The organism is Allomuricauda sp. XS_ASV26 (assembly GCF_041224615.1).
In the GTDB taxonomy this organism is placed as follows: Bacteria; Bacteroidota; Bacteroidia; order Flavobacteriales; family Flavobacteriaceae; genus Flagellimonas; species Flagellimonas alginolytica.
Genome location: NZ_JBGFGK010000030.1, coordinates 103,114 through 129,053, shown reverse-complemented (window position 1 = coordinate 129,053; position 25,940 = coordinate 103,114). Strand labels below are relative to the sequence as shown.

Annotated in this window: 19 protein-coding genes; 17 read left to right on the top strand and 2 right to left on the bottom strand. The window is 42.2% G+C overall.

Going from position 1 to position 25,940, the window contains the following annotated elements:
• Positions 1-8: 8 nt before the first annotated feature.
• Both AB9K32_RS05675 and lpdA read left to right on the top strand, forming a co-directional pair.
• Positions 9-2,243 carry a hypothetical protein gene (locus tag AB9K32_RS05675; RefSeq protein WP_369884629.1) on the top strand — a complete coding sequence of 745 codons (2,235 nt, stop codon included), beginning with the start codon at positions 9-11 and terminating at the stop codon, positions 2,241-2,243.
• A 239-nt stretch (positions 2,244-2,482) separates the two neighbouring features.
• Positions 2,483-3,886 (top strand): dihydrolipoyl dehydrogenase, encoded by a 1,404-nt coding sequence (gene lpdA, locus AB9K32_RS05670; protein ID WP_224836785.1) that lies wholly within the window; start codon positions 2,483-2,485, stop codon positions 3,884-3,886.
• A 112-nt stretch (positions 3,887-3,998) separates the two neighbouring features.
• On the opposite strand, the gene AB9K32_RS05665 is transcribed toward lpdA, so the two are convergent.
• Complete coding sequence (locus AB9K32_RS05665; protein WP_369884628.1) at positions 3,999-5,195, bottom strand: heparan-alpha-glucosaminide N-acetyltransferase domain-containing protein; 1,197 nt, start codon at positions 5,193-5,195, stop codon at positions 3,999-4,001.
• 130 nt (positions 5,196-5,325) lie between these two features.
• Here AB9K32_RS05665 and AB9K32_RS05660 point away from each other — a divergent pair, with 130 nt between their 5' ends.
• The 6 genes from AB9K32_RS05660 (at position 5,326) to AB9K32_RS05635 (ending at position 14,561) form a co-directional block, all read left to right on the top strand.
• Positions 5,326-5,856, top strand: coding sequence for an NADPH-dependent FMN reductase (locus AB9K32_RS05660; RefSeq protein WP_369884627.1), 531 nt, complete (start codon positions 5,326-5,328; stop codon positions 5,854-5,856).
• Positions 5,857-5,863: 7 nt separating this feature from the next.
• On the top strand, positions 5,864-7,147 hold the full coding sequence (locus tag AB9K32_RS05655; RefSeq protein WP_369884626.1) for an anthranilate synthase component I family protein: 1,284 nt from the start codon (positions 5,864-5,866) through the stop codon (positions 7,145-7,147).
• 22 nt (positions 7,148-7,169) lie between these two features.
• Complete coding sequence (gene tilS, locus AB9K32_RS05650; protein ID WP_369884625.1) at positions 7,170-8,477, top strand: tRNA lysidine(34) synthetase TilS; 1,308 nt, start codon at positions 7,170-7,172, stop codon at positions 8,475-8,477.
• Positions 8,474-10,453, top strand: coding sequence for a protein-disulfide reductase DsbD family protein (locus AB9K32_RS05645; protein WP_369884624.1), 1,980 nt, complete (start codon positions 8,474-8,476; stop codon positions 10,451-10,453). Before tilS ends, AB9K32_RS05645 begins: the two co-directional genes overlap by 4 nt.
• Positions 10,454-10,533: 80 nt before the next feature.
• Positions 10,534-12,921: a penicillin acylase family protein gene (locus AB9K32_RS05640; protein WP_369884623.1), complete on the top strand. Its 2,388-nt coding sequence runs from the start codon at positions 10,534-10,536 to the stop codon at positions 12,919-12,921.
• Positions 12,922-13,025: 104 nt separating this feature from the next.
• Entirely contained in the window at positions 13,026-14,561 is a 1,536-nt protein-coding gene (locus AB9K32_RS05635; RefSeq protein WP_224836792.1) for a YifB family Mg chelatase-like AAA ATPase, read from the top strand.
• A gap of 113 nt (positions 14,562-14,674) precedes the next feature.
• Here the strand turns inward: AB9K32_RS05635 and AB9K32_RS05630 are convergent, their stop codons facing one another.
• Positions 14,675-15,118, bottom strand: a complete 444-nt coding sequence (locus AB9K32_RS05630; RefSeq protein WP_224836793.1) for a hypothetical protein — start codon at positions 15,116-15,118, stop codon at positions 14,675-14,677.
• A gap of 180 nt (positions 15,119-15,298) precedes the next feature.
• On the opposite strand from AB9K32_RS05630, the gene AB9K32_RS05625 reads away from it, so the two are divergent.
• The 9 genes from AB9K32_RS05625 (at position 15,299) to ilvA (ending at position 25,872) form a co-directional block, all read left to right on the top strand.
• On the top strand, positions 15,299-16,495 hold the full coding sequence (locus tag AB9K32_RS05625; protein WP_369884622.1) for an Nramp family divalent metal transporter: 1,197 nt from the start codon (positions 15,299-15,301) through the stop codon (positions 16,493-16,495).
• On the top strand, positions 16,496-17,239 hold the full coding sequence (pxpA, locus tag AB9K32_RS05620; protein WP_369884621.1) for a 5-oxoprolinase subunit PxpA: 744 nt from the start codon (positions 16,496-16,498) through the stop codon (positions 17,237-17,239). It abuts the gene before it with no gap.
• Positions 17,236-17,970 carry a 5-oxoprolinase subunit PxpB gene (gene pxpB / locus AB9K32_RS05615; RefSeq protein ID WP_369884620.1) on the top strand — a complete coding sequence of 245 codons (735 nt, stop codon included), beginning with the start codon at positions 17,236-17,238 and terminating at the stop codon, positions 17,968-17,970. Before pxpA ends, pxpB begins: the two co-directional genes overlap by 4 nt.
• On the top strand, positions 17,963-18,802 hold the full coding sequence (locus AB9K32_RS05610) for a biotin-dependent carboxyltransferase family protein (RefSeq protein ID WP_369884619.1): 840 nt from the start codon (positions 17,963-17,965) through the stop codon (positions 18,800-18,802). The genes pxpB and AB9K32_RS05610 overlap by 8 nt, the downstream gene beginning before the upstream one ends.
• Before the next feature lie 255 nt (positions 18,803-19,057).
• Positions 19,058-20,734 (top strand): dihydroxy-acid dehydratase, encoded by a 1,677-nt coding sequence (gene ilvD / locus AB9K32_RS05605; protein WP_252079852.1) that lies wholly within the window; start codon positions 19,058-19,060, stop codon positions 20,732-20,734.
• Positions 20,735-20,767: 33 nt separating this feature from the next.
• Positions 20,768-22,501, top strand: a complete 1,734-nt coding sequence (gene ilvB / locus AB9K32_RS05600) for a biosynthetic-type acetolactate synthase large subunit (RefSeq protein WP_369884618.1) — start codon at positions 20,768-20,770, stop codon at positions 22,499-22,501.
• A gap of 64 nt (positions 22,502-22,565) precedes the next feature.
• A complete protein-coding gene (gene ilvN, locus AB9K32_RS05595; protein WP_224836800.1) occupies positions 22,566-23,093 on the top strand; it encodes an acetolactate synthase small subunit in 528 nt (175 codons plus the stop codon).
• Between the two features lie 23 nt (positions 23,094-23,116).
• Positions 23,117-24,592 carry a ketol-acid reductoisomerase gene (gene ilvC, locus AB9K32_RS05590; protein ID WP_369884617.1) on the top strand — a complete coding sequence of 492 codons (1,476 nt, stop codon included), beginning with the start codon at positions 23,117-23,119 and terminating at the stop codon, positions 24,590-24,592.
• A gap of 14 nt (positions 24,593-24,606) precedes the next feature.
• On the top strand, positions 24,607-25,872 hold the full coding sequence (ilvA, locus tag AB9K32_RS05585) for a threonine ammonia-lyase (RefSeq protein ID WP_369884616.1): 1,266 nt from the start codon (positions 24,607-24,609) through the stop codon (positions 25,870-25,872).
• Positions 25,873-25,940 lie beyond the last annotated feature (68 nt).

The window sequence follows — 25,940 nt, the reverse complement described above, 5'->3', positions numbered from 1 at the left end:
CACAAATCATGAAAAAAATTATGAAAAAAAGCATGAAAAAAAACAGGCTCATATACAGTTCCATTTTGGCATTGGCCAGTGTGGTATTTGTATCTTCCTGTCAGGATGATTTCTCTGAAGGAGATCTTCTAGAATTGCAGAACGACCTTGCTAAAGAATCCGATTCAATTGCCGCTGCCAAGTCTTTGGAGGCGCTCAACGCCGCTGGTGAAATGGTGAGCTTTCAATTTAAGGTCGTTGATACGGATGGCCTAGGGGTAGAAGGGTTGAATGTATCCATGGTAGCTGCAGCCGAGAGTGGTACGGCAGACAACCAAACCTTGGTGACCGATGCTTCGGGATCCGTGTTCTTTGATCGTGTGGCAGTTGGTGGAAACACGGTTACGGTATCAGGAGAAAGCATTATCGATGTCACGCTTAATGTGGATTTTGGTCAAATTCAGGAAGGGAAGCACTTCCAGATCGTTGATCAACAGATTATTCCAACGCCCGTGACCGAAAATGCGATCATTACCGTTTTGGGGGGCAATTCGGCTACGGCAACCGTTAAAGGTGTGGCCACTATTGAAACTGATTTGACAAACGATACAAAAGAGGTGCCACAGGACATAAGGATTTTGGCCAATTTTGATGATAGCTTGGTAAGCCAGGGTTCCGTTGATATAGACTATTTTTATGCAACCAATGACAATGCATTAAGTTTAGGCTCCGCTATGGTGGACAATGCCACCGGGGAGTACACCATGGAAGTTCCGGCCGGAGTGAATTTTGATTTGATGGTTCCTGAAATCCAAACAGAGCAGCGTTTGGCCATAAATGGTGTTGACGGAAAGGATCTGGACCAACCGGAATACCGAAATATACTGACCAGCTATGGCCCTCAATATGGAACTGATTTTATTCCTACCGTACCTGGCGCAAGAATTGTTTTTGATCAACCGGAGAGTGCCGGAGGCGAAGGCTTTATATTAGCTTTGAGTAAAGTAGGTCGCACTTTGCCAGTGGTAAGCATTTCATCTTCAACACCGCAGATTAACAATTATATGATCAATCAGTTTACAAACCGTGGCTCGGGCTATATAGCATCACCCAAAGTAAGTGTTAGCGATCCAACGGGTTATGGGGCTTACGTAAGGGCTGAAATTAGGGTTAATTCAATTACTGGTGCTACTTTGGCGAATGCCGGTACCGGGTACGTTGCCAATACTGAGTATGACTTTGATTTTGAAATAGATTACACCAATGCAAATGGAGATATCTTTACGTATGAATATCCTTCAGGTGACAACCTAATCGCAGTTACGACCAATGGTACAGGTGAATTTACACAAGCGGCTTTTGATAATGCTTTATCTACTGCTACAGGTAACTTTTTCGATAACCCCATCAGTATATCTAATTTTGATGTTGTAGAAATGAGGATTGTCCAAAACGATAATGCTAACGGAGATGCGGTATATATTGTAACAGCAGCTAATTCTGAAGTGTTTGAGATTCAAGTTATTGATGGGGGAGAAGATTATACCGATCCTTCGTTCACTTTTGATTCTGGTAGTGCAGCGATCACAACGCACGCTTTTGGTACTCAATGGAGGTACGATGTGGATAATTCTGGAGTAACCGCCCCATATACTTTGGTGCCTTCTGATATTAGTATTCATTACCAACCAGTATCAACAGCTAGTGTATTTGAGGATTATGACTATTTGGATATGTCCGATTTTACTATAGATGCAAATGGTAATGTTCAGTTTCAGGACCCATTGGCCAATGACCATATAACAGAATTTTTCTCTTCAGAAATGCCAAGAATAACGGTGGTTGAGCCAGAGTCCACGTCTGCATCCAAGTATATCAATTCTTTCGATATTAATGAAGATGGACAGGTTGAAGACATAAGTACGTATAGCGATGAGTTGAATGATTTCTCTAACAGCAACGGGGAAGGTTATACTGATAACTTTGGGGCGGCCATAGTACCAAGTATTGATGGCGCACCAGGTAGCGGTGCTACAATAGAAATCACAGATGGAATTTATTACTCTAACGGAGAATATCAGTGGTTTGGAGATTATATTATCACCGACCAAGGTAGCGGATACTTGCAGAACCTTAATGTACAGAATTCTACATCTAGCTATAGTTTAGGTGGTGATGCAACAAATGTTACGCTGGAAGAAGGAACTACCCATGTAGTGAACATTAGGTATGGTACAGGTAATAAGAGTGAAGATGTCTATTAATATTTAAAGTGAATTTTTTAGAGTTTACTTTTATAAAAGCCGGATCGTATGGTCCGGCTTTTTCTTTAGATAAGGCCTTAATGGGTTAGTTAAGTGTTATTTGATTGTAGTTTAAAAGAGATTGTCCCAAAACAAGAAGGCAATCTCTTTTTTTTGTTTTGATCAAATCCGTAAAGAAGCTGTGCTATTCGGATAAACATTGTTATTTTTGTTTTGTTTATCGAATCGAAAATAATACTATGAATCAATATGATGTAGCTATCATCGGCTCTGGACCAGGAGGCTATGTAGCGGCCATTCGATGTGCCCAATTGGGGATGAAAACGGCAATAATAGAAAAATATGCCACACTTGGGGGAACCTGTTTAAATGTAGGTTGTATCCCATCCAAGGCGTTATTGGATTCTTCCCACCATTACGAAGATGCCATAAAACATTTTGAAGAGCATGGAATCGAAATACCCGGCGAGATAAAAGTCAACCTCGAGCAAATGATTGCCCGTAAACAAGGTGTTGTGGACCAGACTACAAAGGGTATCGAGTTTTTAATGGGCAAGAATAAAATAGATGTGTATCACGGTATCGGTAGTTTTAAGGATGCCACCCATGTTATCATTGCAAAAGAAGATGGCGAAGAGACGATTGAGGCGAAAAATATAATTATAGCCACAGGTTCCAAACCTTCTTCCTTACCCTTTATCGAAATTGATAAGGAGCGAGTGATTACCTCTACCGAAGCCTTAAAACTGAAAGAGGTTCCCAAGCACTTGATCGTAATAGGTGGTGGAGTTATTGGATTGGAGCTCGGTCAGGTGTACAAAAGATTAGGGGCGGATGTGACCGTGGTGGAGTATATGGATCGAATTATTCCTGGAATGGACGGGGCACTCTCCAAAGAACTTACCAAAGTGATGAAAAAGCAAAAGGTAAAGTTCAATCTTTCCCACAAAGTAAAATCTGTTGAGCGCAAAGGTGATGAAGTAATTGTAAAAGCCGACGATAAAAAAGGAAACGAGGTTACCATTACTGGCGACTACTGCCTGGTAAGTGTTGGTCGTAAACCTTATACCGATGGGTTGAATGCCGAAGCCGCCGGAGTGAAATTGGATGATAGGGGAAGAGTAGAGGTGAACGAACACCTGCAAACCAATGTGTCCAATATTTATGCCATCGGCGATGTGGTGAAAGGAGCTATGTTGGCGCACAAGGCCGAGGAAGAAGGAACTATGGTCGCTGAACTATTGGCAGGGCAAAAACCACATATTGATTATAACTTGATTCCCGGTGTGGTTTACACTTGGCCGGAAGTTGCTGCTGTTGGCAAAACCGAGGAACAACTAAAGGAAGAAGGGGTGGAGTACAAAACAGGGCAATTCCCTATGCGCGCCTTGGGAAGAGCAAGAGCCAGCATGGATATCGATGGTTTTGTAAAAATCCTTGCAGATAAAAATACCGACGAAGTATTGGGGATCCACATGATCGGGGCACGTTGTGCCGATTTGATCGCAGAAGGTGTTACCGCTATGGAGTTTAGGGCGTCTGCGGAGGATATTTCTCGAATGAGCCATGCGCACCCAACTTTTGCAGAGGCAGTTAAAGAAGCGGCATTGGCAGCGACCGATGATAGGGCACTGCACGTGTAATCAAAAAAGTAGGGTTGAATTTGATTCTAATATCAACTTAGAATATACCCGCAAATATATAGAAGAAGATAAGTACAAAAAGAGCATTCAATCTTAGGATTGGATGCTTTTTTTAGCTCCGAACAGTTCGTAATAATCGTCGCAAAAAGAGCCTAAACCGTACATAAAGTTCACGGAAAACAGGGATTGACGCCTCTCTTAATTCCAGTAGCTGGATTCGGGCGAACCTAGCGCCCAAAACAACCTGAGATTTAATAAGTGTCTCGTACTTGTTGTATTGTAGTGCAAAATAACTACAAGCTATCATAAAAAGGATTGCTCCGGGTATAATTATTTCAGGGGATAGCGAACGATTAAAAAATCGGTACAGCCCCAACCCGGTAAAACTGCCGTATAAAATGATGAAGTGTATTACATAAATGGATAAGGTGCTTGCCCCGATTTTTAAAATCGTTTTATTGGTCATTAACTGCCTTAGGACCATAAACACGGCAAAAACAACAAAAACATTGCCTAATCGAATAAATAGGTAGTTATTGGACAAAATCAATTTAAGGAATTCAAACCCGGTCCAATCGTATAGTAGGGCAAACGCGTCGGTGGATTGATAAATTAGCAGGTATCCCATTCCCAGTGAAAGTGCAATGGCGGAGGGATATAAATATTTAAAATCCTTATAACGGGTAAACAATACCGAAATAAAAGCACCTAAAGTGGCATAACCGAACCAAGGTATTATAGTGAACACAGAGCCATTCGCCTTTGTGAAATAGTTGGCAAGGAAATCGGGTAAAAATGCAAAAGACCAATCCTTATAAACCCTCTCAAAAAGGAATAGAATCAAGGTGAAGCTGATCAAAACCAAAGGGAACACCCATTTTTTTCTTTTCGATGTGAATACATAGATTCCAATAAGTCCCAAGATGGACATTCCAATACAATGTAATACGTCGACCAGATAGAAAGCATTGTAAATCTGACCTTTAAATAGTCCTCCGAGGTTTAATCTTAGCAAATATCCAATGGCCAGAAGTTGTAATCCCCGTCGAATTCCTTTGGAAACCCTGGGATTTTCCATACCCGATTGAGGCACTCTAATGAGCAGGTATGTAAATATAAAACCCGATACCGTAAAAAATACCGGAGCGGTAATTCCTCGAAAATACAGCCAAATGCTGTAAACCGGATTGTTCGGGTCTCTAAAAACAGGGTCGAGCAAACCGTCGATAAAGTGACCTTGGAGCATCATTAATATGGCCCAGGCCCGCATGGCATCAATAAAAAATAACCTATTACTTTTGGCTGTCATCTAAATTTACTTCGACCTATATACTTGTTTTGCAGTATGTTTGGATGTTCTGTGCGTCAAAAATATACAAAATAGTCGCATCTCTGCTTTGATCGAGGTATTTTAGCGAAACAATCAACAATTTTATACTATGGCTGCAATTTTGGCACTGGCCGGAAGCAATTCTTCAACATCCATCAATTTTAAATTGGTAAAGCATACGGTTTCATTGGTGCAAGACAATGATATTCAGGTGTTGAACATGGCAGAACACCTTTTTCCGATGTACAGCGAAGATCACGAAAAAGAAAATGGTTTTCCAAAGCAAATACAAGAACTACAAACTAAGATCAAAAATTCCGAGGGGCTTATTTTATCCGTAAACGAACACAATGGAAATCCTTCGGCTTATTTTAAGAACGTATTGGATTGGCTATCTAGATCGAACAGGGGTTTTTTGGAAGGAACCAAGGTTTTTTTAATGTCAACATCAGGGGGAAAAAGAGGAGCCAAGGGCTCTATTGAAGTTGTAGGGAATATGTTGCCGAGATTTGGGGCAGAGATAACAGCGACCTTTTCCTTGCCTTCATTTTATGATAATTTTGATGGTGCAATTGTTGACAAGGCTTTAAAGGAAGATCACCAAAAGGCACTCGACACATTTTTAGATTCGTTAAAATAAATAGGTATTGCGGACGAACCGTTGTTTTAAGATAAGCCCTGACTTACAAAGTAAAATAGCGTTGCTACAGTGGTCCAGGTCGAACAGGGAAGTGGTTTGGCTGGACAGTAACCGGCACCAAGACCCATACTCCACTTTCGAGGCATGTTTGGCAGTTGGCGCTCAAGAATGGGTCAATACCGACGCCGAACTTCAAACATTTATAGAACGAAGAAGGGATTGGTTGTTCGGCTGCTTTTCGTATGATTTTAAAAATGAACTTGAAGATTTAACGTCCAACAATTTTGATGGACTTGGATTCCCTTTACTTCGTTTTTTTTGCCCCAAAAAGATCATCATTATAGCAGACGGACAACTTAGGTTCAACTATTTAAACGATTATGCCTGCGAAATTGATAGCGACTTGGCCAAAATTCGGGAATACGGCTCTCTGGATCTACCCAAAAGTGATGCCGAGCCCATCAAAATAAAAATGCGGATCCACAAGGATGCCTATTTTGAAAAAGCCAATCGCTTTTTGGAACATATTCATCGAGGCGACATTTACGAGGCCAACTTTTGTCAAGAATTTTATGCAGAAGACGTTGTTATAGAACCATTGGAAACCTACATTAGATTGAACAGTATATCCGAACCCCCGTTCGCGGCGTATGTAAAAATGCACGATCAATATTTAATGTGTGCCTCACCGGAACGCTATATAAAAAAGATAGGCCAAAAGGTAATCTCTCAACCGATCAAAGGAACTGCACCGAGGGGAAAAGATGCCAATGAGGATGAAAAAATTAAGGATGAATTGGCAAGGAACAAGAAAGAACGGGCAGAAAATATTATGATTGCCGATTTAGTGCGCAATGATCTTTCCAAGAGTGCCATAAAGGGTACCGTTAAGGTTGAGGAATTGTGCAAGGTGTACACGTTTAAGCAAGTACACCAATTGATTTCAACAATAATTTCAAAAGTGGAAGAAAATAAAAACCCAGTTGAAATCATAAAAGAAACTTTTCCGATGGGCAGTATGACGGGGGCCCCAAAAATTTCCGCCATGAAGATTATTGAAGATTTGGAAGAGACCCGAAGAGGGTTGTACAGTGGAACGGTCGGATATTTTGATCCTCAAGGTAACTTTGATTTTAATGTGGTGATCCGAAGTATTTTGTACAACGCCGAAAAAAAATATATTTCTTATTCTGTTGGCGGTGCCATAACTGCAGAATCCAAACCAGAGATGGAGTATCAGGAATGTCTGCTCAAGGCCAAAGCAATGCGAACCGTTTTGGAAGAAGGCTAAGGTTTATTCGTAAATTCGCGCTATGTTTTTAAAATTCAAGGAGCATATTGCCAAAAATTTACCTTTTTTAAAGGATAATAGGCTATTGTTGGCTTGTAGTGGCGGATTGGACAGCATGGTGCTTGTACATTTATGTCTTGGACTGGGATTGGATATAGAATTGGCCCATTGCAATTTTAAGCTCAGGGGAGCAGAGAGTAACGGTGATGAAGATTTTGTTCGTAATTCGGGAAGGCAATGGGGGGTTCAAGTGCATGTAAAACATTTTGAAACAGAAGAGTATGCCAGGAATCATGGCATTTCCATTCAAATGGCGGCACGTGACCTTCGCTACCAATGGTTTACCGAGATATTGGACAACACAAGTTGTGGGTATGTGCTTACGGCGCATCATGCAGACGATAGTCTCGAAACCTTTTTGATCAATTTGTCACGTGGAACAGGGCTCGATGGGCTGTCTGGAATTCCTGAAATCAATGGAAAGGTGATACGTCCTCTCTTGCCATTTTCTCAAAAAGAACTTTTGGGATATGCTAAATCAGAAAATATAAATTGGCGAGAGGATAGTAGCAATGCCAGCACCAAATATCTTCGAAATAAAATTCGCCATCAAATAGTTCCTCTCTTAAAGGAACTGCACCCTACTTTTCTTCAAAACTTTTTGCGTACGCAGAATAATCTGGGCCAATCCAACGGTATTCTTAAAAACTCCATACTAGAATTAAAGGATCGCGTGTTCCAGCCTTGGAAAGGTGACATCAAAATAAGAATTGAAGATTTACGGCAACTCGACCCATTGGATGCCCATCTATATGGCCTATTTAATGATTTTGGGTTTACGGAGTGGGATGATGTAAAAGGTCTACTGTCCGCGGAGAGTGGAAAACAAGTGTTTTCAAGAACTCATCGGATGGTAAAGGATAGGGATTGTCTAATCCTGTCAAAACTGCAAAGTAATGCGGGTCAATCCTACTATGTCCATATAGCGGACACTCGCATTGATCGACCTGTTAAATTACTGTTGGAAGATGTGCGATGCATTGATGAAAGGGCTAAAAATGTCGTATTTTTGGACAAGGAAAAGTTAAACTTTCCGTTAGTGTTAAGGAATTGGATAAATGGCGACTATTTTTATCCATTCGGTATGAAAGGAAAGAAAAAAGTGTCCAAATTTTTCAAGGATGAAAAAATGGATCTTGTTTCCAAAGAAAAACAGTGGCTTCTCTGCTCGGACAACAAAATTGTTTGGGTTGTGGGCAAACGGGCCGACGAACGATTTAAGGTTGATGATTCAACCCGGAAAATACTTAAGATTACCCAAATTACATGAGATTAGCAGTACTCTTTCTAGGATTTCTCTTTATTAATTTTACCATTTTTGCCCAAACCGATGAAAACCCTGCAGTTTGGAGCCACGAAGTGCATGAAATTTCGGATACTGAATACGAATTGGTGTTCAAAGGGAAGATCATGGACGGGTGGCATGTGTATTCCCAATATACCGCAGAAGGAGGTTCACTGCCCAGTGAGTTTACTTTTGAAAAGGCCGGAGAGGATTACGAGCTTTTAGGAAAGACCCAGGAAAGTGAAACTATCAAAGAGTACAGCGATATCTTCGAAGTTGAGGAGACCTTTTTTAAAGAGGAAGCCATTTTTACCCAAAAAATAAAACTACTGGATACCTCCGTCAATCAAATTTCGGTGAACCTTTTTTATCAAATCTGTAAAGAAGTTTGCCTTCCAGTGGATGAATATTTTCAGATATCGTTGGACGGTAGCGGTTTTGTGGCCGAAGAAACTGCTTTGGACGACCGGAGTGCTGCTCTTGGGGAGTCTCTTAAAGTTGATTTTAAAAACAAACAGTTGTTGAACCAAAATGGAGTAGGGGGATCTGATGGAAAATCCAGTCTTTGGGTGATTTTTGGGCTTGGTTTTTTGGGAGGTCTGATCGCTTTGTTGACCCCATGTGTTTTTCCAATGATTCCATTAACGGTTTCCTTTTTCACCAAACAATCGCAGAATAGGTCTAAAGGAGTGGGCAATGCCATATTGTACGGTTTCTTTATTGTGTTGATCTATTTTCTGTTGAGCCTGCCCTTTCATCTGTTCAATTCGGTCGATTCTCAAATATTGAATACCATCGCCACCAATATTTGGCTCAATGTGTTCTTCTTTGTCATTTTTGTGTTCTTTGCCTTTTCATTTTTTGGTTATTACGAATTGACGTTGCCAAGTTCATGGGCCAACAAAATGGACGCCGCCTCGTCCAAAGTAGGAGGTGGGTTGGGCATCTTTTTTATGGCGTTGACCCTTGCCATCGTATCCTTTTCCTGTACCGGGCCCATTTTGGGAGGACTTTTGGGGAGTACAACATTGGCAGAAGGCAATGTGGCCACAAATCTAACCATGGGAATGGTAGGGTTTGGCCTGGCTTTGGCGCTCCCCTTTGCTCTGTTCGCCATGTTCCCGGCCTGGTTAAATTCTTTGCCCAAGTCCGGCGGTTGGATGACCACAGTTAAGGTGGTTCTCGGATTTTTGGAATTGGCCCTCGCATTCAAATTTTTGTCGAATGCTGATTTGGTGGGCAATTGGGGTATTTTTAAAAGAGAAATATTTATTGGGATATGGGTCGTACTTTTTGTGTTGACCACACTGTATTTGTTCGGTGTGATTAGATTTCCTCATGACGGACCAAGAAAAAATCTTTCACCAGCACGAAAGCTAACGGGAATAGTAAGTTTGGTTTTTACGGTGTATTTGGTTTTAGGGCTATTTAATGTCAACCAATTGCAATTGTTGAGCGGTTTCCCGCCACCAAGCTTTTATAGTGTAGTGGAAACGGAAAGTGATTGTCCCTTGGGATTGGATTGTTTTAAGGATTTTGACGAGGGCGTGGCCTTTGCCAAAGAAGTAAACAAACCCATTCTGCTCGATTTTACGGGATGGGCATGTGTCAATTGCAGAAAAATGGAAGAAAATGTATGGAGCGATCCAAGCATCTATCCAATTCTAAAAGAGGAATACGTGCTAATTTCACTTTATGTGGACGATAGAAAGGAGCTGCCTAAATCGGAACAGTTCAATTTTAAATTCGACTCCGGAAGAATTAAAGCTATCGAGACCATCGGTCAAAAATGGGGTACCTTCCAAACTGTTAACTTTAATGCGGCCTCTCAACCCTATTATGTGTTATTGTCCCCAAATATGGAAATCTTGAACCAAGCGGTACAATATGTAGATGTGGAAACCTACGGGGCATGGTTAAGATCGGGATTGGAAAAGCATAACCTTTCCATGGGAAATTAGTTGACATTCGTCAAATTTTTTTAAGTGGATTAAGAAAATAATTATAACTTAGGATGGACAAATTGACTTAACCCATCTTCGTGAAAAAACTCAAAAAGGTACTCTTTGTACTTCTAGGATTACTTCTACTAACAATTATTGGCGTTGCCATATTTTTAAACAGCCTTAAACCCGATTATGGAGGAAAAAAAACGTTGCCTGGCATATCTAGCGAGGTAACCACTTATTTTGATTCATACGGAATACCTCATATTTATGCCAAAAATGAAAAAGATGCCCTAAAAGCGCTTGGATATGTACACGCACAGGACAGATTGTGGCAAATGGAGTTGTTGAGACGTGTGGCAAAAGGAAGGCTGGCAGAGGTTTTTGGAGAAGATATGGTTAAAACGGATAAATTTTTTCTATCCCTTGGCATTGATGACCATACCAAAAAAACAGTTAGTGAACTGGATAAGGATAGTGAGGCCATTGTACTTACGCAAGCCTATTTGGATGGTATTAACGAATTTGTAAAAAACGGTCCGACCCCCATCGAATTTTATTTAACGGGTCTGGAAAAAGAGCCATTTACCATTGACGATGTCTACAATGCCGTAGGATATATGGCCTTTAGTTTTGCCATGGCTCACAAAACGGACCCCTTGTTGACTAGTATGCGCAATAAATTGGGAGACGATATTATAAAGGACCTGGCGATCACGTCCGATACTTCTACCGTTTGGATAAAAAATTATAAAGGAGTCAAAACCGATACACTGGGCACTCAAATTACCGCAAGTGTCACGGCTGCCCTAGAAAACCTGCCGATTCCAATGTTGGAAGGAAGCAACAGTTGGGTATTGGCGCCCGATAAGACCAAAAACGGTAAAGTCCTTTTTGCGAACGACCCGCATATAGGATTTGCACAGCCATCCGTTTGGTACGAAGCGCACATTAGCACGCCTACCTACGAGAAATACGGGTATCATATGGCAGGGATTCCTTTTCCTTTATTGGGTCACGATAGAAACTTGGCCTACGGTATGACGATGTTCGAAAACGACGACATCGACTTTTACTACGAGGAGACCAATCCCACCGATAGCACGCAGTATAAAACAGTTGAAGGCTGGAAAAACTATGAGGTCGTTAACAAGACCATTAAAGTAAAAGATGGGAAAGACGTTGCTTTTACTTATCGGAAAACACATCACGGTCCTATTTTAAATAATATAGCGGATCAAATTACGGGCGATCGACCGGTTGCCATGTCCTGGATCTATACCAAGCCAAAAAATAAGGTAATGCATGCATTGCATGGGATCAGCCATGCAAAGAACATGGAGGAGTTTAAAAGTGCTTTGCCCAATATACATGCGCCCGGACTTAATATTATGTACGGCGATGCAGAAGGGAATGTTGCTTGGTGGGCGAGTGCTCAGCTGTACCAAATGCCGGATAGTTTATCTACAAAATTTATTTTGGACGGAGCCTCGGGAAAAGACGAACCCTTGCGCTATTTGGACTTTTCAGAGAATCCAATGGCCGAAAATCCACCCTGGAACTATGTGTATTCGGCGAACAATCAACCCGATTCCATCTCCGGCATGTTGTATCCAGGGTATTATCTGCCCGAAAACAGGGCCAAACGTATAGTTCAGCTGCTCGATGCCAAGAACGATTGGGACAAGGAAGCCATGTCGGAAATGATTCTGGATGTAACCTCCCCGGTAAACAAAGAAGTTATCAATGAGTTGATCAAGTTGTTCGATGTTACCCATTTGTCCGGTAAACAATTGGTCCTTTTGGACTCCTTAAAAAATTGGAACGGAGAATATACGCTTAACTCAACAAGCCCGGTAATTTATCACCGAACATTGTACCAAATGGTCAAAAACACAATGGAAGATGAGATGGGGCCAGAGATGTTCAAACAATTCTTGTCCACCCATTTATTCAAAAGACAGATTGCCTGGGGTGCCCAAATGAAGGAAGGTGAATGGTGGGATAACATTAACACGCCCAATGTGGTCGAAACCAGGGAAGATATTGTAATGATATCCTTTGCACAAACTTGGGAATCGTTGGTCAAGGATTTTGGAGACGACCCGAGCCAATGGACCTGGGACAAGGTACATACTTTGGAGCACCAGCATCCATTCGGGCAAGTGGAATGGCTCCGTAAGTATTTTAATGTAGGTCCTTTCCCCATTGTAGGAACAAGGGAAGTAATCAACAACCTAGCTTTTCCTTATGATGAAACTGGTTTTTACAAAGTAAACTCGGGACCATCTACCAGAAGAATCATCGATTTTTCAGATATTGAGAACAGCATCAGTATTTTACCTACCGGTCAATCCGGGAACCCATTGAGCAAGCATTACAAAGATCAAGCGGAAATGTATGTGAACGGCGAATTCCGTAAAATGATGATGAACAAACAAGAGATCGAGGAAACCGCAGAATCGGTATTGATCTTTTATTGATCCAGATGGGCCATCCATCAATTCAAAACAGGGCATTCATCAAAAAGCGATTCTTTTTGAAACAGGATTGATTACTTTTTCAATCATTTTCAACAAGAATGCTTATGCTCATAAAAGTTTACGGAAGTGCCGTGTTCGGTATCGAGGCAACTACCATTGCTGTGGAGGTCAACATCGATAAGGGAATCGGGTATCATTTGGTAGGATTGCCGGACAATGCCATAAAAGAAAGTAATTATCGAATTGCTGCAGCACTCCAAAACAACGGTTTCAAAATACCGGGAAAAAAGATTACCATAAACATGGCCCCGGCCGATTTAAGAAAAGAAGGCTCGGCCTACGACCTTACTTTGGCCCTGGGTATTTTGGCGGCATCCAACCAGATAAAATCCGACAACATTGAAAACTATTTAATTATGGGCGAACTTTCGCTGGATGGTAGTCTGCAACCCATAAAAGGAGCCCTGCCGATAGCTATAAAAGCCCGGGAGGAAGGCTTTGAAGGATTCATCCTCCCTTCCGAGAACGCAAGCGAAGCCGCCATAGTGGACGGTCTAAAAGTTTACGGGGTTGAAAATATTGAACAGGTCATAAATTTTTTTGACACCAAGGCTCCTTTGGTGCAAACCCATGTGGATACTCGCCAGGAGTTTTATGAGCATCTTCAATTTCCAGAATTTGATTTTGCCGATGTAAAAGGACAGGAAAGCATTAAACGTTGCATGGAAATAGCAGCGGCCGGTGGGCATAATATAATTTTAATCGGTCCGCCTGGAGCCGGTAAGACCATGCTCGCCAAAAGGTTGCCATCCATTTTACCGCCCATGACCTTGCATGAGGCTTTGGAAACCACTAAAATACATAGCGTTGTCGGCAAGGTGAAAAATAAGGGGCTGATGAGTCAGCGGCCTTTTAGAAACCCACATCACACCATAAGTTCTGCCGCTTTGGTAGGGGGAGGAAGTTATCCTCAGCCGGGAGAGATCTCTTTATCGCACAATGGTGTTCTTTTTTTGGATGAACTCCCAGAATTCGAGCGTCGGGTACTGGAAGTAATGCGACAACCTATGGAAGATAGAGAAGTAACCATTGCCAGAGCGCAATTTACGGTCACCTATCCCAGTAGTTTTATGCTAGTAGCGAGTATGAATCCAAGTCCAGGAGGATATTTTAACGACCCGGACGCTCCGGTTACTTCATCGCCGGCAGAAATGCAACGGTATTTGAGCAAAATATCGGGCCCGTTATTGGATAGGATAGACATTCACATTGAAGTGACTCCAGTTCCATTTGATAAATTGTCCGATGAACGTAAGGGAGAAAGCAGCGTTGTAATAAGAAAAAGGGTAGAGGCGGCTCGAGAAATCCAAACCAAAAGGTTTGTGGACATAGAAAGTATCCATTACAACGCCCAAATGGGAACCAAACAAATCCGTACGTATTGTAAGTTGGGTCCTTCTTCTAAAAATTTATTAAAAGAAGCCATGCAACGCCTCAACCTATCGGCCAGGGCATATGATCGTATTTTAAAGGTGTCCCGAACCATTGCAGATTTGGAGCAATCCGAACAGGTTCAAGAGAATCACATTTCCGAAGCCATACAGTACCGAAGTCTGGATCGCGAAGGATGGTTGGGTTAAAGCCCCCAAAGAACCCGACCATAAGATTGATGTGATATCAAGGTCCAATTTGGAATTCGTGTGTATCAAGCACACGAGGTCGGAAAAATTGAAAAGGTAAAATCTACAATAGGCTAAATGGCTTTAATATTGGCTTTTAGTCCAGAAATGATTCCCAAAATATTTTCTACGGTTTCGTCCAAATAATATTTAATGGCCAAATGGGGTATCCTGACTGTGGTAAATCCATTTTTAAAGGAATGCATGGCATCTTCAAGATCATTTATGGCCTGTTCATGGGTTATCATGTTGTAATCTTTGTCGATCTCTATATTGAGCTTAACTCGAGAAATGGCAATATCCACGGATTTTTTACCGTCCCACCATTCCAACATGGGGTGGACCCCGGCCTCCTTTAATGCATAAAATAGGTGTATAGCCTCAAGTGGGGTGTTGTTATCCAGTATCACCCTTTTGATTAGCTTTGAGTGTCTTTCGCAAAGTGTAATGCCAAGAGAGTCTTTGGATGCCTTATATTGTTGGGGGCCAATAGTTTTGCCGCAATCCTTACATGTCATAAGTTTTTGTCAGGTTTAAGTCTAAGTATGATTTGGGACTATTATAACTTTCAGAAAGTTGAATTAGTATAAAAAATCGATGTACCGCACCCCACTTTTAGATGAAATACGCTTTTTTGGATGAAATGCACGATTTGTCCATTTATCCTATTAAATTGAAGGCTTCAAAATAAGAATATAATGTTTAAAAAAATTGGGCCAGGTGTTTTGGTCGCGGCCGCCTTTGTCGGACCTGGAACCATTACCATGTGTACTTTGGCGGGAGCCCGTTTTGGCTATGCTCTAATCTGGGCTTTGGTGGTCTCCATTATTGCAACCATTGTTTTACAGGGAATGGCCGGTAGAATAGGGCTTGTTACCCAGAACGGGCTGGTGGATGTGGTTAGGTCCGAATTAAAAACACAATGGGTCAAGAATATGGTAATAATTATTGTGCTGGGGGCCATTTTAATAGGAAATGCGGCCTACCAAGCTGGAAATATTGGAGGTGCCACCCTTGGGTTGGAACAGCTATTGCCCCAGCCACATTTAAAACCATTTTTACCCGCATTTATTGGGGGCATCATTTTTTTGCTATTGTGGTTTAGCGGTTATAAAACATTGGAAAAAATATTTGTGGGCCTAGTGGGGATCATGGGCGTGAGCTTTGTGGTTTGCGCCATTATAACAAAACCATCGATTTATGGAATATTAAAAGGCATGTTCGTGCCCAGATTACCGGAAGATGGGCTATTGACCGTGATAGCTTTGGTAGGCACAACGGTGGTTCCCTACAACCTATTCTTGCACGCATCTTTGGTAAAGGAGAAATGGAAAAACAAATCCGATTTAAAAGCTGTGAATTGGGATACCATAGTGTCCATTGGATTGGGAGGGTTGGTTTCCATAGCCATTTTGATAACCGCCTCTGCCGCACCCATTTCCGATATAAACAATGCCTTGGACATGGCATTGGCACTGGAGCCCTTGTTTGGTAAAATGGCATTTTTGTTTATGGCAGCTGGGCTCTTGGCCGCTGGTATAACATCCGCCATAACGGCACCTTTGGCCGCAGCCTATGTGGCCAGTAGTTGTTTTGGTTGGGAAGGTGGAATGCAGAACAAAAAGTTTAAAATGGTATGGGGGAGTATTGTGCTGTGCGGAATAGTCTTCCTTTCGTTTGATATAAAACCCATCGAAGTTATTCAGTTTGCACAGATTGCCAACGGTATTTTATTGCCCGTAATGGCCTTGTTGCTTTTATGGATTGTGAACAAAAAATCGGTGATGGGAGAACACCAAAATTCTGTGATTCAAAATGTGTTTGGTATCGCAATCGTCGCTTTTGCCATTTTTCTCGGTGCAAAAAGTATTTTAAAAGTAATAGGTTTGTTGTAAATGGATCATTTAACCATAGATATCAATTGTGATGTAGGTGAAGGAGTAGGCAATGAGGCGGACATTCTTCCTTTTATAAGTTCCTGCAATATTGCCTGCGGCGGACATGCTGGGGACAGTGAAACCATGGGGCATGTGGTTGCTTTGGCCAAACGGCATCATGTTAAGGTAGGTTCACATCCATCTTACCCGGACAGAATGAATTTTGGAAGGGAAGTGATGCATATTTCAAACCATGAGTTATCAAAAAGTATTAAAAAACAATTGGCGGACTTTGATGAGGTTTTAAAACAGCAGAACGTTTCTTTACATCATATTAAAGCCCATGGGGCACTATATAATCAAACTGCAAAGGACGAGGATTTGGCAAATGTATTTTTGAGTGCCATTGATGGTTATAAAGATAGGGCAATACTCTATGTTCCCTTTGATTCGGTAATAGCAAAAATTGGAGAAGAACGCGGTTTTAAAATTTGGTTTGAGGCTTTTGCCGACAGGAATTATAATCGCGACCTATCCTTGGTTTCCAGAAAAGAGAACAATGCCCTCATCGAAAATCCCGAAGCGGTATTGGCGCATATATTGCCCATGATCAAAAAACAAGAGGTTCTTACCATAGAGGAAGAAAGGCATCATATTCAGGCCAAAACATTTTGCGTTCATGGTGATACGGTTTCTGCCTTGAAAATATTGATGTATCTTTCAGAAAAATTACCCCAAAATCAGGTGCACCTAAACTCATGAAAAGTTACCCCATAAGCATCAAACCCTTTGGAGAGCGAGCCATTTTAGTAGAATGGCCCAAAGAGGTAAACGAAGCCATTCTGGCCGATATTCTGGATTTTATGGATGCCTTTAAGGAAAAGGGCATTCTTGGCTGGGAAATGTCCGTAGCCTACAATTCCGTTACTATGGTGTACAATTTTGGTCCGGTGGATTTTGATGAAACCAAGGTCGTAATCCAAGAGTGCCATAAAAATCAAACAAAGTCCAAGACCCAACGCATTCAGCATTTATGGACACTGCCGGTGTGCTACGATCTCGAGTTTGGCCTGGATATGGAAAATGTCGCGAGAACTTTAAACCTATCCACCGACGAATTGATCAAGCAGCACACTTCGCATGAGTATGTGGTGTATGGCATTGGTTTTTTGCCCGGATTTATGTATTTGGGAGGACTGCCATCAACTTTGGAAATTCCACGACGCGCCGAACCGAGACTAAAGGTCGAGAAAGGGGGTGTTGGATTGGCGGGCAAACAAACGGGAATTTATCCTCAGGAGTCTCCCGGCGGTTGGAACATTATAGGAAACTGTCCGGTGAACCTTTTTGACCCCGATAAATCAACCCCTTGTTTTATAAATGTGGGGGATAAAATTCGATTTACGAGTATTTCCGAGGCGGAGCATAAACTTCATAAAATAGAAGGGGAGGTGGGTATTTATAAACCGGAAAAAATTGCTCTCAATGCTTAAGGTGCTAAAAGCAGGACTTTATTCAAGCATCCAAGACCTTGGCAGGTTTGGGTATCGCGATATAGGTGTGCCGGTAGCTGGAGCAATGGATAGCGAATCGGTAAAAAAAGCCAATCTTTTGTTGGACAATGAAGAAAACGATGCCGTTATGGAAATTACCATGACAGGACCCACGCTTCAATTCAATTACGACACCTATATAAGTTTGTCCGGCGCACAAATAATGGCCACTTTGAACAATGAACCCGTGGAAAATTATACCGTAATCAAGGTAAAAGAGGGAGACATATTGTCTTATGGGCGACTCGAAACAGGTTTTAGGGGATATTTGGCCATCAAAGGAGGGTTTAAGACCGGAAAAGTACTAAATAGCCGCTCATTTTTTTATCCAGTTACAAAAATGGGTAGAATAAAAGATGGTGATGAATTACCCTACGAAGCCACTCAAAACTATGCCCCTAAAATTTCTGGGGTCAAAATTGAAGAGCTATTTGGCCTAGGCACCTTAAAGGTGTTTAAAGGACCGGAGTTTTCCTTGTTGTCCGATACACAACTTGCCGATATTTTCACAAGAACCTTTAGGGTTTCCAAGGAAAACAACCGAATGGCCTATCAGCTTGCCGAATTGATTACCGGACATTCCGATTCCATATTGACTTCCGGAACTTTACCGGGAACCATTCAGTTGACCCCTGCAGGGCGTATGATCATTTTAATGAAGGATGGTCAAACCACCGGCGGTTACCCACGTATTTTGCAACTTTCAGAAGCGTCCATCTCCATTTTGGCCCAAAAGAAATACGGGGATGAATTGCGGTTTAAGCTTGTTTAAGATATTTACAGCCAATTCATTACTTAAAACAGCCATATCCCACACCGATACAGGCCTTTTTTATTTCCAATAAAATTAATTGAATGTTGGATTTTTAATCAGTCTAAAAATCTGATAATAAGATAATTAAGTTTATTATGTTTCCAGTGGATTTGAACAGTGTACAACTGTTAAAAATCTAGGGCTTTTTAAACATTTATCTTTGAAATTCGGTATAAATTAAGAAGAATACCGTGTTTGAATGAATATTTGATAATGGAATTGAACAAGTTTAGCAAAAAAGTAACCCAAGACCCAACGTTGCCAGCAGCACAGGCCATGTTACATGCCATAGGTCTAACGGATAATGATCTTCAAAAACCCTTAATCGGAATTGCCAGCACGGGATACGAGGGAAACCCTTGTAATATGCATCTTAACGATTTGGCCCTCGATGTAAAAAAGGGTGTCGAGTCCTCCAATTTAGTGGGACTTGTCTTCAATACAATCGGGGTGAGTGATGGAATATCCAATGGCACTCCCGGAATGCGTTACTCATTGCCATCAAGAGATATTATTGCAGATTCCATTGAAACCGTGATCCATGCCATGAGCTACGATGGCCTGGTAACTGTGGTTGGTTGCGATAAAAACATGCCGGGCGCCCTAATGGCCCAATTACGATTGAATCGTCCATCCATTTTGGTATACGGGGGAACCATTGCTCCAGGATGCCACAATAACAAAAAGCTGGATATTATTTCTGCATTCGAGGCTTACGGGCAAAAGGTCGCAGGCGCTATAGACGAAAAAGAATACAAAGAGGTCATCCATAAAGCATGTCCGGGTGCCGGAGCTTGTGGAGGAATGTACACCGCAAATACCATGGCTTCGGCTATTGAGGCTATGGGGATGTCCATGCCTTTTAATTCTTCCATTCCAGCGGTAAACGATAAAAAACAAGCAGATTGTGAAGCCTCTGGTGCTGCATTGTACCATTTGCTCAAGGAAGATATAAAACCAAGGGATATTGTGACAAAAAAATCTTTGGAAAACGCCTTTAGGTTGGTTACGGTACTTGGCGGGTCAACCAATGCAGTACTTCATTTTATGGCCATTGCACACGCTGCAGAAGTTGATTTTACCTTGGAAGACATTACAAAAATAAGTGAGTCAACCCCATTACTGGCCGATCTAAAACCTAGTGGAAAATACTTGATGGAAGACTTGCATAAGGTGGGAGGAGTTCCAGCGGTATTAAAATATATGTTGAAAGAAGGTATGCTTCATGGTGATTGTATTACGGTTACAGGGAAAACCTTGGCCGAAAATCTGTTGGATGCTCCAGATTTGGCCGAAGGACAGGATATTATTAGAAAAAAAGAACAGCCCATTAAGGATACGGGACATATACGAGTTTTGTACGGAAACCTGGCATCCGAAGGAGCGGTAGCCAAAATCACAGGCAAAGAGGGGCTGGAATTTACTGGAACCGCACGTGTTTTTGATAGTGAGGCTGATGTAAATGAAGGTATTCACAATGGAAAAGTTCAAAAAGGAGATGTAGTGGTCATTCGGTACGAGGGCCCAAAAGGAGCTCCCGGAATGCCAGAGATGCTGAAACCCACTTCCGCCATTATGGGCGCCGGCCTTGGAAAGGATGTGGCCTTGATCACCGATGGCAGGTTCTCCGGTGGCTCTCACGGATTTGTGGTAGGGCATGTTTCACCAGAAGCTCAAGTTGGTGGTGGAATTGCCTTGGTAAAAGACGGCGACGAAATCACCATTGATGCGGTTAAGAACACCATCAACATCAACATCTCCGATGAAGAGCTGGAGCAGCGAAGAAAAGAATGGAAACAACCCGAACTAAAAGTAAAGTCGGGCAGTTTGTACAAATATGCAAAAACGGTATCGTCTGCAGCTAAAGGCTGTGTTACCGATATGTTTTAATACTATAGGGAAGAAATCCCCAATAACATGCTTATGGAAACATTAAAAGCACAGAAAAAGAAGAATCAAAATAAGGAGACAATGCGGATTACGGGAGCAGAAGCCATTATCCATTGTTTGCTGGCGGAAGGTGTGGATTTGATCTATGGATACCCTGGAGGGGCCATTATGCCGGTTTACGACGAATTATATAAGTTCCAAGACAAACTCACCCATATTCTCACTCGTCACGAGCAAGGCGCTACACATGCGGCGCAAGGCTATGCCCGGGTAACCGGTAAGGTGGGGGTGGCCATGGCAACGTCGGGACCTGGTGCCACCAATTTGGTAACGGGTTTGGCAGACGCTCAGATAGATTCAACACCAATGGTCTGCATCACCGGACAAGTGCCGAGACACTTATTAGGTTCCGATGCTTTTCAAGAAACCGATATTGTTGGGATATCAACTCCTGTGACCAAATGGAACTATCAGATTACAAAAGTGGAAGAAATCCCAGAAATTATAGCCAAGGCATTTTACATTGCAAAATCCGGAAGGCCCGGACCTGTATTGGTGGATATCACTAAAAACGCACAGTTCGATGAGCTGGATTTTGTTTACGAAAAATGTACCAAAGTAAGAAGCTATAAACCTGTGCCCAAGCCAGAACCAAACAGTCTGAAGAAAGCAGCGGAATTAATCAACAATGCCAAAAAACCGTTTATTGTATTTGGACAAGGTGTTATTTTAGGTGAGGCCGAAGCCCAACTAAAAGCTTTTGTGGAAAAAACAGGGATTCCTGCTGCATGGACCATATTGGGCCTATCCGCGATGGATACCGAACACCCTTTAAACGTGGGTATGGTGGGTATGCACGGTAACTATGCGCCCAATATCCTTACCAACGAATGCGATTTGCTTGTAGCCATAGGAATGCGTTTTGATGATAGGGTAACCGGAAATCTGGATACCTACGCAAAGCAAGCCAAAATTGTGCATTTTGAGATAGATCCGGCCGAAGTGAACAAAAATGTAAAGGTAGATGTTGCTGTTCTGGGCAATGCCAAAGAAACATTGGAAAATATTTTGCCCTTACTGGACAATAAAGAGCATGCTGACTGGAAAGCTGAATTTGATAAGCTTCATAAAATCGAATACGATACCTTGATCAAAAAGGATATTCATCCGACCAAAGAAGGTCTTACCATGGGCGAGGTTATTGAACAGATAAATGTGGCTTCCGCACAAAAAGCGGTGATTGTTTCCGATGTAGGGCAGCACCAGATGATCGCTTGTCGCTATGCCAAGTTCAAACAATCCAAAAGCAATATTACTTCCGGAGGCCTGGGAACCATGGGGTTTGGTCTTCCAGCGGCCATTGGAGCCAAAATGGGAGCCATGGACCGCGAAGTGGTCGCTATTATCGGAGATGGAGGGTACCAAATGACTATACAGGAACTTGGTGTAATTTTTCAGCACAATGTACCCGTTAAAATCGTGGTATTGAACAACGACCATCTAGGGATGGTGCGTCAGTGGCAAGAACTTTTCTTTGATAAGAGGTACGCCTCGACGGTTATGACCAACCCGGATTTTGTGAAAATTGCGGAAGGATACCATATCAAATCAAGAAGAGTGACCGAAAGGGGCGACCTTCAAGATGCAGTACAAGAAATGATGGCATCCAGGGACCCATACTTTTTGGAAGTGAAAGTGGAAAAAGAGGATAACGTATTTCCCATGATTCCATCAGGGGCGTCCGTTTCCGACATCAGATTAAAATAAATACAGATAGCCCTTGATTGAAAACCTAAAGGGTTTTCTTAAGGGCTTTAGCATACAAAACACTATGGAAAAACAATGGTATACCATTTCGGTGTATTCCGAAAATCATGTGGGATTGCTCAATAGGATATCCGGGATATTCTTAAAGCGACATATTAATATAGAGAGCTTAAATGTTTCAAAATCAGAGATTGAAGGTGTTTCCAAATTCACGATTGTAGTTTTTACCACCGAGGATTGGACACGAAAGATTGTTGGTCAAATCGAGAAACAGATTGAGGTCATCAAGGCATACTATCACACCGATGATGAAACCATTTATCAAGAATCCGCCTTGTTTAAAATCGCTTCGCATTTGCTGTTCGATGAGCGTCAGATTCAGAATATCATCAAAGAGAGCAATGCGCAGATCGTAACGGTTAATCGTGAATTTTTTGCCTTGGCCAAAACAGGTCGTAGACACGAAATCGACGAAATGTACGATGCGCTTGAACCATACGGTATAATGCAGTTTGTTAGATCGGGCAGGATAACAGTGACCAAAGCAACCATGCCGATAACCGAAATGCTACAGGAATTTCAAGAAAACTAAATAGATAAAATCAAATATCAAAAATGGCAAATTACTTTAATTCACTATCACTTCGCGAACAATTGACCCAATTGGGAAAATGTAGATTTATGGACTCCAGCGAGTTCGCTGATGGTGTTACCGCACTAAAAGGAAAGAAAATTGTAATTGTTGGATGTGGCGCCCAGGGACTGAACCAAGGGTTGAACATGCGCGACTCTGGATTGGATATTTCGTATGCCCTACGTCCAGCGGCTATCAAAGAGCAAAGACAATCCTATAAAAATGCCGTTGAGAACAATTTTGTGGTGGGAACTTATGAAGAGTTGATTCCAACAGCCGATTTGGTCATCAATCTTACTCCGGACAAGCAACACACCAATGTGGTGAGCACTGTTATGCCCTTAATGAAGCAAGGAGCTACCTTATCCTACTCTCACGGATTCAACATTGTGGAAGAAGGAATGCAAGTGCGTGAGGACCTTACCGTAATCATGGTGGCGCCAAAAAGCCCAGGTTCCGAGGTACGTGAAGAGTACAAAAGAGGTTTCGGTGTGCCAACTTTGATTGCCGTACACCCAGAAAACGACCCAGAGGGTAAAGGTTTGGAACAAGCTAAAGCCTATGCTGCAGGAACAGGTGGAGATAAAGCGGGAGTTCTTGAATCATCATTTGTGGCGGAAGTAAAGTCGGATCTGATGGGTGAGCAGACCATTCTTTGTGGTTTGTTGCAGACAGGATCTATCCTTTCTTTCAATAAAATGGTTGAAAAAGGTATCGATGAAGCCTATGCATCCAAATTGATTCAATACGGATGGGAAACCATTACAGAAGGATTGAAACAAGGAGGAATTACCAATATGATGGACCGTTTGTCCAATCCAGCTAAAATCAAAGCTTTTGATTTGGCAGAAGAGTTGAAAGAGATCATGCGTCCCTTGTTCCAAAAACATATGGATGACATTATGAGCGGACATTTTTCCAAAACCATGATGGAAGATTGGGCCAATGGAGACAAAAACTTATTGGATTGGAGGGCTGCCACTGGCGAGACCGCTTTTGAAAAAACACCGGCAGGCGATATGGACATCTCCGAGCAAGAATATTACGATAATGGGGTCTTGATGGTGGCTTTTGTAAAATCTGGTGTGGAATTGGCCTATGAGACCATGACCGAATCCGGAATTATTGGCGAGTCTGCTTATTACGAATCTTTGCACGAGACGCCATTGATTGCCAACACCATTGCAAGAAAGAAATTGTTCGAAATGAACCGTGTAATCTCCGATACGGCGGAGTACGGTTGTTATTTGTTCGATCATGCATGTAAGCCGCTTTTGACCGATTTTATGAAGAAAGTGGAGACTGATATCATTGGTAAGCATTTTGGTGAAGGCAAAGATATTGGTGTGGACAACGTAAGATTGATAGCCGTAAACAAAGCTATCCGTGAGCACGATGTGGAAGTGGTTGGCTCCAGATTGCGTGCATCGATGACGGCGATGAAGCCGATCGGATAAAAACCTTTGGTCCCATGAGCAAAACTGTGGAAACATATTTTCCGCAAATAGCGGATATTTACCAAGCAGCGAAGACCATTGCCCAAGTGGCGGAGGAAACGCCATTGCAACGAAGTATCCGCTATTCCAAAGTTTATGGGGCCAATATTTTTCTTAAACGCGAAGACCTTCACAGAGTACGCAGTTACAAAATCCGTGGTGCGTACAATAAAATTAGCTCCCTAAGTCAAAAACAACTGGATAGTGGTGTGGTCTGTGCCAGCGCAGGGAACCACGCTCAGGGCGTTGCCTTTGCCTGTAGTCATTTACAAGTAAAAGGGACTATTTATATGCCGGTAGTGACGCCAAAACAAAAAATAGACCAGACCAAGATGTTTGGAGGGGAGTGGGTAGATGTGGTCCTGGAAGGGGATACCTTTGACGATTCCAAAAAGGCAGCTGAATTTTTCTGCAAACAGAAAGGCAAAACCTTTGTCCATCCCTTTGATGACGAAAAAACCATAGAAGGTCAAGCCACTGTTGGTTTGGAAATGCTTCAGCAATCCAGCGAGCCGATCGATTATGTTTTTGTGGCCGTTGGCGGCGGAGGATTGGCATCGGGACTTTGTGGTACATTCCAAGCTTTATCGCCCAATACCAAAATAATAGGAGTGGAGCCCGGAGGGGCACCGTCCATGCTCCAATCCATTGAAAAAGGGGAATTGGTGGAACTTGAAAACATCGATAAGTTCATCGATGGGGCGGCGGTCCAGAAAGTCGGTTCGCTGACATATCCCATTTGCAAAGAATATCTGCACAAAATGGTAACCGTTCCCGAAGGGAAAGTATGTCAGACTATATTAGATCTTTACAATAGGGATGCTATTGTTGTAGAACCTGCTGGGGCTTTGACCATTGCTGCATTGGACTATTTTAAGGAAGAAATAAGGGGCAAAAATGTGGTTTGTGTGGTGAGCGGAAGCAATAACGATATTACCCGTACTGCCGAAATTAAAGAAAGGGCTTTACTCTATGCCCAACTAAAGCATTATTTTATTGTGAGGTTCCCTCAGCGACCCGGTGCGCTAAAGGAATTTGTTGTCAATATTTTAGGTCCAGATGACGACATCACGCATTTTGAATACTCCAAAAAATCGAGCAGGGAAAATGCCCCAGCCATTGTTGGGGTGGAACTAAAATCACCAGATGATTTGGAGCCTTTGATTCAACGGATGAAAAGCAACAATTTTTTCGGGGATTATCTTAACAATAAACCTGATCTGTTCCAATATTTGGTGTGATGCCGCCAACATTTTTAAATAGTATAATTAAAATTTTGTTTCTCCATCGATATAGATGTTCATTAGGT